Genomic DNA, 14767 nt, shown 5'->3' with positions numbered 1-14767 from the left:
ATGAAGCATCATCTGGGCAGCGGATTATATACGGAACACCACTGGCTTGGTACAGTAAATGTATACAAGACGATGAAGGAGGTTCCTGTTTATGGAACAAACATTGCGGAAAGACACTTCGCTTGGAGGCAAGCTATTCACCATCATCAATAACACTTTATTGATCCTGATCGCGCTCGCCTGTTTATTGCCATTCGTCAACGTGATTGCCAGCTCGTTCGCTTCGACGCAAGAGGTCGTATCCAAACGATTCATTTTATTCCCGACAACCTTTTCACTGGATGCTTACCGTTATATTCTGTCCACACCAACGATCTTCAAGGGACTCGGCGTCTCTATCGGCACAACGCTGGTCGGCACGCTCGTCAGTATGGCGCTGACCGCATTCATGGCATACGGGCTGTCCCGTCGCTATCTCGCCGGACGCAACGCCATCAACTTTATCGTTGTGTTCTCCATGCTGTTCAGCGGCGGAATGATTCCGACTTTTCTCATTGTAAAAAGCGTCGGTCTGATCGACTCGTACTGGTCGATGATTCTGCCGGTAGCAATCAACGCGTTCAATCTGATCATCATGCGCAACTTCTTTCAGGCGCTGCCAGACAGTTTGGAAGAGTCGGCAAAGATTGACGGTTGCAATGACTTTGGGGTGTTTTTCAAAATCATGCTACCGTTGGCATTGCCGTCCATTGCAACCATCTCGCTGTTTTATGCGGTAACGTATTGGAATACGTATATGAATGCGATTCTGTATTTGAACGATTCGGGTAAATGGCCGATTCAGGTACTGCTGCGTCAGATTGTTATCGTCTCCAGCGGGATGCAGGCGGAAGGCAGCTCAGTGGATGTGATTCCTCCGGCGCAGACGATCAAGATGGCGGTTATTGTGGTGGCGACGGTGCCGATGTTGATTGCTTATCCGTTTGTGCAGAAGCATTTTACAAAAGGTGCTTTGTTGGGTGCGGTTAAGGGGTGACATTGATTGGCTGATTTCTATTGGAATTGATGTGTCTGCTGACATGGTTTAGGTTTGCTTGGTGGTGCAATTGGGTTATGGGTTGGGTTTTGTAAATGAATTGCTGTGGCGGACAAGCGCTCCGGGAAGAGATAAGGGAACGGGACTCCGGTGGAGCCGCGGGAATCTTTTGATTTGGGAAAAATGAAGATTCCCGCCCCTCCAAAGTCGCCCTTTTCCCTTATTCTCTTCCCTCCGCTTAGTGCATCTTATATCCTTACGATTTAAAAAACGAAAGTTCTTAAAACCTTGAGAATTTCACTAATCTTGAATCCCAACCTGAGATCTTACGAATCTTGAGATTCTTTGAATTAGTCGTTAGAGATATATAGTATATTCAAACAATTAGAAACCATGAAATCGCTAAAAAACTACTTATATTTTATTTAGCGACTTAGCTGCTAAGTGCTCATAATCGCTGTCGCTCTATTCAGTTAGGAGCACTTTTATTTGGAGCGTCCGCGAACCTAATGTGAATTGGGAGATTCATTTGTCAAAATTTCCATTAAAAATCCTGTTTATTTGAACTCAACAATAGTTTCATTAGCTAGCTCTAGCACCTGTATAAATGACAAAGTAAGCATCGAAATAATGAGATACAAATAAGTGCACGCAGCAAGAAGATAAGAACTTATTGCACAAGCTGTTTTTGTATAATCCAACACTTGAGCAATCATTCAGCAAATACATGAATACAAGAATACAATTGTCCTCTGACGTCTGGCTTCGTAATACTGATTCGCTTCGGAATTGCGCAACTACCTGTCTCTGCTTCTGCTAACTGATGCGAGATGCACTAGGCGGAGGAAAGGGAATAAGGGAAAAGGACGACTTATAGTGTTTGTGATCTTCAAACACGTGGTTCAATATAAAGTGATGTTTGCATAGCAAAATATCTTACTGATTGGGAGATGCGAGAATCTACCTTTACTCCTGATCCAGTAGATTCTCGTTGCTCCATCGGAGTCCGTTCCCTTATCCCTTTCCGAAGCGGTGGACATTCTACGTCAGCTGCCGCATCTTGCGATACGTTCCCGGCGTCACCTGCTCTTTTTTGCGAAAGGAGCGGATGAAGTTTTGCGGGTTGTGGTATTGTAGTCGTTCGGCGATTTCTTTGATTGTTTGATCGGTTTCGGTGAGCCACTTTTTTGCCATGTCGAGGCGGTAGCTCATTAGGTAGTCGCTGAAGGTGGTGCCGTATTCTTTTTTGAAAATACTGCTCAGGTAGTTCGGGTTGTAGTGCAGTCGATCGCCGATCATTTCGAGTGACAGTTCGCGGTCGTATTCGCGGCGGACGATGTCGGCGATTGTTTCGGATAGGCAGCGGAATTGTTCGTTCGTTTTCTCTTTCATGCTGCGCACCATTGGGAAAATCACTTGTTCGACGAGAATACGTTCGATCTCTTCCGGGTTGCGGATGCTGAGCAGGCGGTGATATAGCGCCTGATTGCCGCTCGTGAGCAGTACTTCCAATCCGAGTAGCTGTTCCAGTTGGATCAGGTTGTTGACGAGCCGCACGAGCATGACTTCAAGATCCATCGTATTGCGGCTTTTTTTCATAAATTCCGCCATCAATGGGTATAGGGTAGCGGATACTTGTTCTTCATCGCCGAGACGGATTGCATCGAATAGGCGCGCTTCCCATTCGGTTGGATAATGCAGCAGCACTGGACCGGAGACGACGTTAGAGATATCTTCGTAAAAGATGATCGATTCCTTGCCCAGATTCAGCCGCTGATGCAGCGCTTGTTTGCTCATTTCACACGCTTCTTTGCTACCGAGCAGGCTGTCATACGAGCGACTGATGCCGACACTGATCGATAGCTTGAGATAATCGCGAACGCTTCGCACCATTAATTTTGCGTAAGATAGCAACTCACGGCGCATCTCCTGCTCATTCTCATGGGCAAAGGTCAATATCGTCGCCTGTGTATCGTCGTTCAAAATAATTGGCAACAATCGCTGTTGCGCTGGAATTAATTCCTCAGCGATTTTGTTAATTGCGAGCATCAGCACATCACGGTCGGCGATGCTGCGCTTACCGATATTGTCCAGCTGTACGAGCATCACGACATACGTTTTGCCATCCAACCCGGTATAACCGATTCGTTCCAGTTGACCGCCGAGTTCGTCGGCTTTGATCCGATTGCGGAACAAATTCAGCACAAGCTGAGTTTCCAATTGCGGTTGCTCTGCTTGAATGAGTGTTTCGAGACTTTGCTTTTCGGTCAAAATATGATTAATCGACGAGAGAATCCAATCGATCTCATTGCCAGACTGCATCTGCCCGGTCGTCGGCAGACTATGCCGAATACGCTGAATCGGCTTTGTAAAATAGAGCGCAATGCCGTATGCGACCACGCTAATTAGCACAATCAGCACCAGCTCAATCGCAATCAGACCATAACGCGTCGTTTGCAGCGCACCAGCAATTTCTTTTGGATCAAGTATGGTAAAATACATCCAGTTATTGTACGTTGACTTGGCATAGATCAATTGCACACGTGAACGGTCTGTCGGATTCAAAGTCAGCATCCCGGTGCTCTGATCCGCCCCAATCATGCCCGGCAGTTGCTGCACCTGAGTATTCGCAAAAATAGTCTCATTGCCACCCGTATCATACATCAGGTCACCTTGCCGATTTAAAATAAATACTGGCGCATCGTCTTCCGTATGTAGCGTGCGATTCAGCGTCTGACTGGAAATGTCCGATAGCGCAATCGCCTGCTTGCGTGTGGAGAAAACAGGCAGTGTATTGACGAACCGAATGCCGGTATCCGTTTTGATCCAGAACAACCCTTGTTCCTGTCCTTGAATATACTGCTTGTACAGCTGTTGCTGCTGAACATCGGTCAGGTGTGTAAGTCGTCCATTGGCGATTTTCCAATTCTGTTCCAGACTAATGAGTGAATATTGCGCACCATCCAGACCCATCGTCGCGATATAGTTCAGCTGCGTATTCACATCGCGGTAGGCAATAAAATCACGCTCTGTAATCGGGTTCTTCACGACGTCGCTAAACGAACTGGTTGTGCTATATGTATTGAAAGCGTATTCAATATTGCGTATCTTTTGCTCCAGATTGTTACGCATTTGCATCATATACGTTTGTTTGCTGGCGGCGATACTGTCGGTCACCGAACGCACGGTACTGAAATAAATATAGATGCCAAAGCTGATGGACAATCCAATGCCCAATACTAGAATTGGAATAAATATTTTGTAAAACATCGTTCCTCTTTTCATCATATTCCCCCATCGATTCTGTGATCTTGCGGACGTTGTGTAGATGTGAATCTTGATATGGATATGGACCATTTTTATTATACCCTTTTCATAATATGGATGGTAAGGGGTAAATTAACAAAATTTAGACGGTGGTTGTTGGGGGCTGTTCTTCTCTGTGGAAACTATATACAACACTCCAGAAAGGAATAAGGGGACGTCCTCGGGTGGAGCCGCGGGAATCTTTTGGATTTGGGAAAGAATGAAGATTCCCGCCCCTCCAAAATCGTCCTTTCCCCTTATTCCTTTCTTCCGCTTAGTACAATTAGATTATTGGTAGGGATCTAGGGTACTTGCAAATCGCCCTCTAACAAAATGTGTGCAAGGAGGATTTTGTTCATTTACTGAGGTGGGTGAGTAAGAATTTGTAGCTTCTTGCGTGGTGTATTATGATGCTAGGTAATTGTGGGGTTGGCGTTTTTACATAAAGTACTGAGGGAAGGGTGAGGGTTGGATGGTTTTATTGCGGGTTTTGGGTGAAGGTGTTGAAGGGTTGGGTGCTCGGTTATTGGGATTGCAAGAGGGTGATGGGGTTCGTGGGGTTTGGGATGGGGATGCTGAGAGGTTTGTGAGTGATGGGTTGGTGTTGGATGAGGATGAGCCATTGGGGCGGTTGGTGGTGTATTCGGTTGGGGATGATGTGGCGCGTGGGTGTGTGGTGGTTTTGCCGGGCGGTGGGTATCATCATCGGGCGGAGCATGAAGGGGCAGCGGTGGCACAATGGTTGAATGGGCTGGGCATTCATGCGGCAGTACTACATTATCGAACAGCGTCGGATACGGATCATACTGGGCGTTCTGATGATGAGGCAAAGGTTGATCCGAGGTTGATTGTTGGACAGGTGGAAGCGGCTTTGCTGGTGGTGCGGCGGCATGGGTTGGTGGACCATTGGAATGTAGTGCCGGAGCGTATTGGGTTGATCGGGTTTTCGGCTGGTGGGCATTTGGCGGCACTGGCTGCGACGACAGGACGTGTGAAACCGGATGTGTTATTACTGGCTTATCCGGTAATAACGTTGGAACAAGGGGTTACGCATGAAGGTAGTCGGCAGCAGTTAGTAGGAACATTTCCTTCGGAGCAGCAGATTGCTCAGTATTCAGCTGAGCAACGTGTGGATGCACATACGCCGCCTACTTTTATTTGGAGCAGTGCGGATGATGCGGCAGTGTCAGTGCAGAACAGTTTGCTATTTGCACAGGCGTTGGCTGCGGCGGGTATTGAGCATGAATTGCATATATTTGAGCATGGGCGACATGGGTTGGGATTGGCGGAGCAGCATCCGTATTGTGGCACATGGACGACGCTAGCGGCGCGTTGGTTGGAACAGCATGGGTATGGGCATCCTTGGGACGGCTCGGATAGCTTGCTTGTTGATGGGGTTACTGCCACTCTCTCCTCTGCTGTCCCTACTCATGAAGCGCTTCGGCTGTATATCGCGGGTGATTCTACAGCGGCGATCAAGGGCGGGATTGAGAAGCCGATGAGTGGCTGGGGTGAGTTTTTAGGCAATCATTTTCAAAAGCAGGTTCAGGTCGAGAATTATGCGATCAATGGGCGCAGTACACGTTCGTTTATTGATGATGGGCGACTGGATTATATTGCGGAGCATTTACAACCAGGCGATTATCTGTTCATTCAATTTGGTCATAATGATGGCAAAATCGATGATCCTACGCGATATACCGACCCGGATACGGAATACCCGGCATTTTTGCAGCGTTATATTGAGACAGCGCGTAATCATGGAGCGATACCGGTGTTATTAACTTCGGTCAGTCGCCGTTTGTTTTTGGAGCACGGGCAGCCTGACCCGCTGGCATTGGACAGATATCCAGAGATGATGCGCCAGGTAGCTAACGATACGGATACGCCATTGTTGGATATATTTACTGCCAGTCAGCATTTGTATGAGCAACTGGGTGTGGAAGATTCCAAAGCGCTATTGTTACACTTACCGCCGGGACAGCATCCGAATTACCCGCAAGGGGTGGAGGATAATACCCACTTTTCTGTATATGGTGCACAGCGCATTGCCGAATTGGTAGTTGCTGCTATTGCAGAGCATCCACAGTTGAAGCGACTGGCACAGCTATTGACATAACAAATAACAAATAACCAATAACCAATAACCAATAACCAATAATAAATAATAAATAATAAATAATAAATCGAGCTTGTATCTTCATGATATAAGTTTTAACAATCAATAGGCGCTCTCTTTCGTGTTATTTGCACGAAGAAAGCGCCTGTTGATTGTTAAAGTAAAGCGTCTCTAGCCTATTCCGTTTCAGCTAAACTGTTGTACTACGTCTATGTTATGGAAGAGTCCTTTGCATATACATAGGAAATCTGCCCATCTTCCCTTTTATTCCAAAGATATATTAGCTCTTTCTCAGCCTGTAACCACTTTGGGCCAACGTCCAACAAATTCGGGTTCGTCGTAGGCAAGGAAGCTGCTCAGAATATGCTCTTTATCATCCAAAAATAGCTGATCGGCGACAGCAGTCACGAGTTTTGGCACCGCATTTTTCGTACCAGAGATGGCTGATGCCGACAGTCCACAGCTAGCGAGGGCGGAATAATTGAACACGAACAATCCGTGCAGCAACTTCTGCCCTTCCTCATCCCGACTTTGAAAAGCAAAGCCGGAACTCAAGTAAGGATGTGCATCCAGCAGGGCGTTGGCAATGTCCGGCGGTGCATCGTATCGATCACTCCAACGGGCAATATGCTCAGCAACGATCTTCAATTCTGGGCGTAGTGCCGGATCGCTGAGCAGACCAGTACTGACGATCAGAAAGTCAAAATAAAATTCCCCGTGCGGTGTCGTGACAAGCACACCTTCTCCCTGCGGCTGTACATCCAACCACGGCGAATCCAGATGCAGCTGGAATCCTTCCCATGCTGCCGCACGTTCAAATGTATCATTCGTCGGTGGTTGATTGAATTTGAAAAAGTGTGAGATTGCCGCGTATTTCTCCCCATCAGACAGCGCGTGGAATCGTTCGATCATGCCGGACACTTCCATTTGCCGAATCGGATTGACGCTTGGCAGCACTTTACGTCGTACGAATACATGGGCTTCGCCTACGCCTTCCGTCAGCGCATGATTGGCATTGTCAAAAGCAGAAGCACCACCACCGAGTACAGCGACTTTTTTCCCTTTTAACGTATCAAAATCGATGTGCTTGGACGTATGAGCATACAGATGCTCCGGCAACCGCTGACTGATCATCGGCGGCACATGCCATTCGCCACCGCCCTGAATGCCGGTAGCCAGCACTACTTTACGTGCCAGTATCGTTTGCGACGGTGCGCCATGACCACCAAGATGTAAGCGATGAATTCCTTGCTCCAGCGGTTCGATCAGCTCCAGTCGAACATCGTTGATCACGGGCAGATTCAGTACACGCCGATACCAGCGCAAATAATTCATCCAATTGCCACGCGGAATTTTGTCTACCTGCTCCCAGCCTTCCGCTCCGGTTTGCGCTTCCCACCATGAGCGAAAAGTCAGCGATGGAATCCCGAGATCGACCGAAGTCAGATGTTTGGGAGTACGCAGCGTTACCATACGCGCATACGTTTCCCACGGTCCTTCCGTTCCTTCCGGGTTCTCGTCCAGTACGACAATATTGGAAATGCGTTCGCGCAGCAATCCGAATGCTGCTGCCAGCCCACTTTGACCGCCGCCGATCACGACTACATCGTATACATGACCTTCGGGATGCGCCACTGGACGAACCCAATCTGCACCGCCGTAAGCCAGATATGTTAGATCCTGTTTTACACGCTCATTCAATGCTTCCAGACTCATATTCCTCATACCTTTCGCCAGCGTCTATTTGGTATTGCTTACGTTCACAATGTCACACTGTCTCACATTATCATTTTCATATCGCTACAGTGACAAATTCGGTTTGTAGCGTGCAGCCTGTTCGTTATGGAGACGAATAGAGCTTTCATTGTCTACTTTATCAAGTCTGCTGCTTGGTAAGAACAGAACTTGAATGTATCTCATTATACCGAGGAAAGATCATTTTTTGATAGTACATGTCAATTTTATTGTCATAAAACCTAAATTAAAAATGATGATTTGTTGATAATAACTAACATGATGTGTCGTTTTCATTTAAATGTAAAGTAAATAGAGCATAATTGTCTACTTATTTGTTTGTTTCATATACCAATAACTCCATATTATCTTATGATTTATGCTTTCTATTTAAGAAGAACAGAACGTTATGTGAGAAAAGGTATCCATCGCACTTGCCAATTGCGCTTGTTTCTACTAAAATAGGTCTAATTTAAATTGTCTATCTTTCGTATAACCCCGATAATATGGGCCGGGGGTCTCTACCAGGAACCGTAAACTCCTGATTACGAAAAATGCTGTCATGCATTTTTTGTGATCGGGAGTTTTGTATTCTGTTTTGGTGGAGCCTGCGGCTTATTCCCTCTTGTTAGAGCTACCGCCTGCGTTGTTCCCTTTTCTCAGAGATGAATTTTTTGCCGTTCACTGCTGACAGCATGCCCATCCTAATTCTGAAGGAGTGTATCTTATGCAAATGAACACAGCAGCACTTACGCGTCGTATTCAGGTTGCTTCCAAAGCCATCCCTGCCGATCTTGTCATTACCGGCGGCAATATTGTGAACGTCTTTACCGGTGAAATTATGCAAGGTGATATTGCGATTGTAGATGGAGTGATCGCCGGAATCGGCAGCTATGAAGGGCTTGAAACCATTCCTGCCGACGGACAATGGATTATCCCCGGATTGATTGACGGTCATGTGCATATTGAGAGTTCGATGCTATCCCCGCGCGAATTTGCCAAAGTCGTCTTACAGCATGGCGTAACTAGCGTGATCACCGATCCGCACGAGATTGGCAGTGTCGCTGGAACCGACGGTATCCGGTATATGCTGGAGCAATCGGAAGGATTGCCGATGGATCAGTTTATTATGCTGCCTTCCTGTGTACCTGCAACTTCGTTTGAGAGCTGTGCCGCTCGTCTGGAAGCGGAAGATTTGGAAGACTTTTATAATCATCCGCGTGTGCTTGGATTGGCAGAAGTGATGGACTTCCATGCACTATCCCATGCTTCTTCGTCGATGGTGAATAAAATATCCTCCGCCCATACACAGGGCAAATTGGTCGACGGTCATGCCGCTGGGATCGCCAAAGAACAACTGAGCGTGTACGCTGCTGCCGGTATTCGTACCGATCATGAATGTATCAACGCCGAAGAAGCCAAGCAACGACTAGAACTGGGTATGTATGTGCTTGTCCGCGAAGGCACAGCGACCAAAGATCTGGAAGCCATTTTGCCAGTAATTACGCCGTATAATTCGCGTCGCTGTGTATTCGTAACCGACGACAAGCTGATCGACGATCTGTTAGATGAAGGTAGCGTCGATCATAACGTAAGGCTGGCGATTCGTCATGGATTGCCTGCTATGACCGCGATTCAGATGGCAACGCTCAATACGGCAGAATGTTACGGACTACGTGATCGCGGTGCGATTGCTCCCGGCTACATCGCCGATCTCGTGATCGTCGACGATCTGGAACAGCTGACGATCCGCAGCGTGTTCAAACATGGGCAGCAGGTCGTACAGGACACGGCATTGCTGGAAGCAGCATTCCCTGCAAGCACATCTGATACAGAGCAACCTATACTTGCTACGAATGCAGCGATCTCGTCTGCTGATTCACAACATACAACGGATGAGAACACCGCGGAAATGTTAGCTTCGGCATCGATTGCTGCGATAGAGCATGCATCCAACCGCTTGAATCCACCGTCTCCAGCATCAACGACGCTCTCGACATGCAATACTGGTGCGCTTGATCTGTCCTGTCTAGCATTGCCGCTGCATACAGCATTATGCAATGTAATCGAGATTATTCCGAACTCTATCGTCACTCGGCACGCTCTGGAAACGGTCGATATCGCCAATGGACACTTTGTTCCATCTACAACTAACGATCTGCTCAAGCTGGCAGTCGTTGAGCGTCATCAAGGAACCGGTCATATCGGACTCGGTATTGTCAAAGGCTTTGAGATGAAAAAGGGAGCGATCGTCTCCACCGTTGCTCATGATTCGCATAACCTGATCGCTGCCGGTGCATCAGATGAAGAGCTGCTCCTCGCGATTGAGCATGTGGTAGGTATGAACGGCGGGCTGGCAGTCGTGTCCGGCACGGAGGTGCTGGCGTCCGTTCCGCTCTCCATCGCTGGTCTATTATCCGAGCTGCCATATCAGGATGTATATGCTCAGACGAAGCGACTGAATCAAGCATTGCTAGAGATTGGTGCTGCCAGTCATTTCAATCCGTTTCTGATGTTATCCTTCCTCGCCTTGCCGGTCATCCCGACATTAAAGTTGACCGATCTAGGATTGTTTGATTTTGCTTCCAATCAGCATATTTCGGTGGAAGCTGCGGCACATGTACAAACAGTGCATGAATGATAGATGAAGCTTGAATAAATCGCCTATCCAGCATGAATTCACTCTAAAAATGGAAAACAATGGAACCGATATAGAGTACAGGATCTTGAAACCAACGTCTATGTCAAAGGAGAGAATTCATGCATGGTATGGGTTAAAGCACTTCTATTCACAGTTGGTGGACTGATTGTAGGCGCAGCTGCTGTTATTCTGGCGCTGTATCTGGATAATGGACCGCTGCAAAAGCTAGCTGGTCTACCTGTCCAAACACAATCCCAATCGCAAACCACCGGTTCTATTCAGCAAGCATCGACGCCAGCCCCTTTATCGGAAAGCGAATTGCCTCCGGTTGAGAAATTCAATGACATTCCCAAAGCGACTTTTTACAAAGAACGTGTCGCTGTGCTGATGTATCACGACATTAGCCCGACGGAAAAAGGCGGCGATATTATCACGCCCGATCTGTTCGCTTCGCAGCTGGACTTTTTACGTTCCAAAGGCATGAACTTTATCTCGTTAAATGATTTCCGCTCGTATATGAAAGGCGGCTCTGTACCGGAAAATGCGGTATTGGTCACCTTTGACGATGGGTATGAAAATTTCTATACGACTGCATTCCCCATTATGCAGGAGCGTAACATCTCCGGCGTTAGCTTCGTCATTACCGGCGATTTTAGCAAAAATGCCATCGTCAACACGCCGCATATGACCAAGCAGGAGATTACCGAAATGATTGGTGCTGATCCAAACATGGAAGTACAGCCACATACGAATCATCTGCATTACAAAACAAGCGAAACGACCGATGCACTCACCGCTCCACTCGTCAAAAATGGTGTCGAAGAAACGCCCCAGCAATATTTGGCGCGCATTAGTCAGGACTTGACCACCTGTGTCGATTCCTTAAAGCCGCTCAACGAGCATCCGATTGATACGTTTGCTTATCCGTACGGTCTGTACACACCGGAAGTGGAACAAGTGGTCAAAGATGCTGGTATTCAGCATGCCTTTACAACAACGCTCGGTCTTGCCAAACGCGATGACAATCCATTCGCGATTCCGCGTATCAACGGTGGTTCGCCGCTCGTTAGTCCGCAACGTCTATTTGCTTCGATCTACTGGGAAACCAAACAACCGGGTCACAACCTGTACATCCCAGATTCGGTACAGCATAGCGGTCGTGAGGATATCGGCTCCGTCGATGTGCATGACACAGATGTGCACAAATAACACCGTAATACTTGTATTGTTAGATCACACCTGCATCTCATGATCACAAAAAGCACCTCTCCTCTTCGTCTTCCATACAGGAAGCGTTGGCGGAAAGGTGCTTTTGTTATTTTATAGGAAGCTTCTTTGTATATCGTAGGCTAATCTTGCATTAACCAGCTTTGGTAACCTGAATGCTGTCATTGTTGACCGTTACATTAATATGAGTTACCTGCTCGTCATCCAGTACCAGATCGGTAATGCCATCTTCGACATACTGCTGAATAACACGACGCAATGGACGTGCGCCAAAGGCAGGATCATAGCCAAGCTCGGACAGTTTGCGTTTCGCTTCATCGGAAATATCAAGCGTCATGCCCTGTTCGCTCAGCGTTGTCTGAATATCATTGAGCATGTGATCGACAATCTGGATCAGATCTTCCGCTTTGAGCGCAACGAATGGGATAATCGCGTCAAACCGGTTCAGAAATTCAGGGCGGAAATACGCACCCAGCGAGCTAAGAATCGAACGGGTCTGATCAGCTTTTGGTGCGGAGAAGCCGACAGTGACTTTTTTCTCCGCCATGCCTGCGTTTGAGGTCATGATGATGACTGTATCCTTGAAGCTGACGGTGCGACCCTGACTGTCAGTCAAACGTCCATCGTCTAGCACTTGCAGGAACATATTTTGGACATCGGGGTGTGCTTTTTCGATCTCATCCAGCAGGATAATGCTGTATGGATTGCGGCGTACACGCTCAGTCAGTTGACCAGCTTCATCATGACCGACATAGCCCGGAGGCGAACCGATCAGTTTGGAAACGGAATGCTTCTCCATATATTCGCTCATATCGAGACGGATCATCGCATCCTGCTGACCGAACAGCTCCTCTGCTAGTGATTTGGACAATTCCGTTTTACCGACGCCAGTTGGACCGACGAACAGGAACGAGGCAATCGGTTTGTGTTGCTGTCTCAATCCGGCGCGGCTGCGGCGTACCGCTTTTGCTACCTTTTCCACTGCTTCCTGCTGACCGATGACTTTCTGTTCAAGACGGGCAGCTAGATTTTTCATTTTGCTCTGTTCGTCCTGTTGCAGTTTGCCAACCGGGATACCCGTTTTGCGTTCTACGATTTGCTGAATATCATCCACTTGCACATTCACCGGTTCGCCTGCGCTGATGCCTTTGTTCAGACTTTCCAGTATAATCGCTTCCTGATCACGCAGTTCAGCAGCACGTTCATATTGTTCAGCAGCAGTCGCCTGTTCTTTTTCAACCTTAATCTGTTCGAGACGACTACGCAGCTGGCTATCGTCACCGACGGAAGCTCTCAGATTCAAGCGTGCTCCAGCCTCATCCAGCAGATCAATCGCTTTGTCCGGCAGGAAACGATCCTGAATATAGCGGTGGGATAACTGTACACAAGCGGCAATCGCTTCATCAGAGTAACGTACCCCATGGAATTCCTCATATTTTGGACGCAGCCCTTTCAAAATATCGACGGTCTCCTGTACGGTTGGCTCATCTACCATTACCGGTTGGAAACGACGTTCCAGTGCGGCGTCTTTTTCAATCTGGCGGTATTCCTTCAGTGTAGTGGCACCGATCACTTGCAGATCACCGCGAGCGAGTACTGGTTTCAGAATATTGCCTGCATCCATTGAGCCTTCCGCAGAACCAGCACCGACGAGCAGATGAATCTCATCGATAAACAGCAGGATATTGTCACGCTGTTGCAGCTCGGCGATCAATTGTTTTACCTTTTCTTCAAACTGTCCACGAATACCCGTTCCAGCTACAAGTGAAGCGACATCCAGTGAATACACTTCTTTGCCCAGCAGCTTGGATGGGACATTGCCCTCGGTGATGCGCAGCGCCAGACCTTCGGCGATGGCTGTTTTACCAACGCCCGGTTCACCGATGAGCACAGGATTGTTTTTGTTGCGACGATTGAGAATTTCGATGACACGTTCAATCTCTTCATCACGTCCGATCACCGCATCGATTTTGCCATCGCGAGCGGCATCGTTCAGATTGCGTCCCAGTTGATCCAGTAACCCGTTACCACTATTGTGAGAAGATTGCGTGCGACCTTGTGCTGGATTGTTATTGGATGCTGCGCCATTGGCACGAGCGTTAGGCTGCAACAGACTTTTGAATAATTCGTCGATGGACGACATCCCTTGATTGGAAGGACCAAAACCTGCCGCGAATGGAACACCACTGTTCATTTTGGCATAGCAGTCCTGACAAAGAACGATTTTCTCAGATGTATGATTGATTGTGAATTGAAGCCCTACTGTAGCTTCGTTCTGATTACAATGTTGACAACGCATAAAGATTTGCCCCTTTCGTAGATAAGAATCCGTACATAGACGGGAGATAGCCGGTATTCACCGGATGATGCGAAAAGGATAGAACCGCTGTCCGTCGGGTTGGATGAATGCTGTATTCGCTGTTATCATGACATGCACAACAACGATATATTCACACTGTGCCACGGTGAGGATCGGCGGGCGCAATCATATCATATTGCGACAATGCAGAACGATGATCCAAACTTAGATCATTGATTGATCAGGAAAGGTCAATTCGACGTTTGATCAATGTGTTCTGACTTTGACTTTCTTTGACTATTATAACTCTTCTGTAGTGTAAGTCAATAGATTCTAGATAGTTTTCGAAAATAAATTTGCATACAATTCATTCCTTCTACAATACAGCTCTATACACAAGAACTCTATACACCACATGTATAACCACACACAAAAGCCTCTATCCACAACGATAGAGGCTTTTCG

Annotated in this window: 7 protein-coding genes and 1 riboswitch; of the genes, 4 read left to right on the top strand and 3 right to left on the bottom strand. The window is 47.5% G+C overall.

Annotation, left to right across the window (positions count from 1 at the left end; genetic code table 11):
* The first annotated feature begins 91 nt into the window (after positions 1-91).
* Positions 92-976 carry a carbohydrate ABC transporter permease gene (locus ACE3MZ_RS07730; RefSeq protein ID WP_411345871.1) on the top strand — a complete coding sequence of 295 codons (885 nt, stop codon included), beginning with the start codon at positions 92-94 and terminating at the stop codon, positions 974-976.
* 1041 nt (positions 977-2017) lie between these two features.
* Here ACE3MZ_RS07730 and ACE3MZ_RS07725 read toward each other — a convergent pair.
* Positions 2018-4261, bottom strand: coding sequence for an AraC family transcriptional regulator (locus tag ACE3MZ_RS07725; RefSeq protein ID WP_411346728.1), 2244 nt, complete (start codon positions 4259-4261; stop codon positions 2018-2020).
* Between the two features lie 493 nt (positions 4262-4754).
* Between ACE3MZ_RS07725 and ACE3MZ_RS07720 the strand changes: the two genes are divergently transcribed.
* Positions 4755-6401 carry a GDSL-type esterase/lipase family protein gene (locus ACE3MZ_RS07720; RefSeq protein WP_411345870.1) on the top strand — a complete coding sequence of 549 codons (1647 nt, stop codon included), beginning with the start codon at positions 4755-4757 and terminating at the stop codon, positions 6399-6401.
* A gap of 291 nt (positions 6402-6692) precedes the next feature.
* Here the strand turns inward: ACE3MZ_RS07720 and ACE3MZ_RS07715 are convergent, their stop codons facing one another.
* A complete protein-coding gene (locus ACE3MZ_RS07715; RefSeq protein ID WP_411345869.1) occupies positions 6693-8117 on the bottom strand; it encodes an NAD(P)-binding domain-containing protein in 1425 nt (474 codons plus the stop codon).
* 486 nt (positions 8118-8603) lie between these two features.
* Positions 8604-8703, top strand: a riboswitch (purine riboswitch).
* 159 nt (positions 8704-8862) lie between these two features.
* On the opposite strand from ACE3MZ_RS07715, the gene ACE3MZ_RS07710 reads away from it, so the two are divergent.
* Together ACE3MZ_RS07710 and ACE3MZ_RS07705 are read left to right on the top strand one after the other, a co-directional pair.
* Positions 8863-10776: an adenine deaminase gene (locus ACE3MZ_RS07710; protein WP_411345868.1), complete on the top strand. Its 1914-nt coding sequence runs from the start codon at positions 8863-8865 to the stop codon at positions 10774-10776.
* A gap of 123 nt (positions 10777-10899) precedes the next feature.
* A complete protein-coding gene (locus ACE3MZ_RS07705) occupies positions 10900-11985 on the top strand; it encodes a polysaccharide deacetylase family protein (RefSeq protein ID WP_411345867.1) in 1086 nt (361 codons plus the stop codon).
* Positions 11986-12136: 151 nt separating this feature from the next.
* On the opposite strand, the gene ACE3MZ_RS07700 is transcribed toward ACE3MZ_RS07705, so the two are convergent.
* Complete coding sequence (locus tag ACE3MZ_RS07700; RefSeq protein WP_411345866.1) at positions 12137-14302, bottom strand: AAA family ATPase; 2166 nt, start codon at positions 14300-14302, stop codon at positions 12137-12139.
* Positions 14303-14767: the final 465 nt, after the last annotated feature.

Source organism: Paenibacillus sp. WLX1005 (assembly GCF_046603685.1).
Classification (GTDB): domain Bacteria; phylum Bacillota; class Bacilli; order Paenibacillales; family Paenibacillaceae; genus Saccharibacillus.
This window is presented reverse-complemented; position numbering and strand designations above follow the sequence as displayed.

Bases quoted from the DNA above. Each gene is read 5' to 3' on its own strand.
- ACE3MZ_RS07730 (WP_411345871.1), top strand. From the start codon at position 92: ATGGAACAAACATTGCGGAAAGACACTTCGCTTGGAGGCAAGCTATTC.
- ACE3MZ_RS07725 (WP_411346728.1), bottom strand. From the start codon at position 4,261: ATGAAAAGAGGAACGATGTTTTACAAAATATTTATTCCAATTCTAGTA.
- ACE3MZ_RS07720 (WP_411345870.1), top strand. From the start codon at position 4,755: ATGGTTTTATTGCGGGTTTTGGGTGAAGGTGTTGAAGGGTTGGGTGCT.
- ACE3MZ_RS07715 (WP_411345869.1), bottom strand. From the start codon at position 8,117: ATGAGTCTGGAAGCATTGAATGAGCGTGTAAAACAGGATCTAACATAT.
- ACE3MZ_RS07710 (WP_411345868.1), top strand. From the start codon at position 8,863: ATGCAAATGAACACAGCAGCACTTACGCGTCGTATTCAGGTTGCTTCC.
- ACE3MZ_RS07705 (WP_411345867.1), top strand. From the start codon at position 10,900: ATGGTATGGGTTAAAGCACTTCTATTCACAGTTGGTGGACTGATTGTA.
- ACE3MZ_RS07700 (WP_411345866.1), bottom strand. From the start codon at position 14,302: ATGCGTTGTCAACATTGTAATCAGAACGAAGCTACAGTAGGGCTTCAA.